Source organism: Pseudomonas sp. PsB (assembly GCF_043658375.1).
In the GTDB taxonomy this organism is placed as follows: Bacteria; Pseudomonadota; Gammaproteobacteria; order Pseudomonadales; family Pseudomonadaceae; genus Aquipseudomonas; species Aquipseudomonas putida_Z.
Window position 1 is genome coordinate 1 of record NZ_JBIGLU010000103.1, and the last position, 585, is coordinate 585.

Here is a 585-nt window from a genome sequence, read left to right on the forward strand (position 1 = left end):
CTCTGCGGCGCGATGTACTCGCCCTGCAACTGGCTGGCATCCGGCTGCGGCAGGGCCTTGCGGTCCAGCTTGCCGTTCGGCGTCACTGGCAGCTTGCCGAGCAGCAGCAGGTGCGCCGGCACCATGTAGTCCGGCAAACCGGCCTTCAGCGCCTCGCGCAGGCTGTCGCGCAATGCGCCTTCGTCTTGCATGCTGTCGGCGGGCACCACATAGCCCACCAGCTGCTTGCCGCTTGGCCCGTCCTGGGCCAGCACCACGGCTTCCTGCACACTCGGCAGTTCCAATAGACGCGCCTCGATCTCGCCCAGTTCGATACGCAGGCCACGGATCTTCACCTGGTGGTCGATGCGCCCGGCGTAGTCGATCACGCCATCGGCGCGGTAGCGCGCCAGGTCGCCGGTGCGGTACAGGCGCCCGCCGGTGTCGCTGAACGGGTCCGGCACGAAGCGTTCGGCGGTCAGCGCCGGGCGTTGGTGGTAACCACGGGCCAGGCCGACACCGCCGAGGTACAGCTCGCCGGCACTGCCGCGCACCGCCGGTTGCAGGCTGCCTTCGAGGATGTGGGTCTTGAGGTTGTCGATCGGC

General features: G+C 68.9%; 1 pseudogene. It reads right to left on the reverse strand.

From position 1 onward, the window contains the following. A pseudogene (locus ACGLHT_RS30040) lies at positions 1-585 on the reverse strand (AMP-binding protein); the annotation flags it as partial.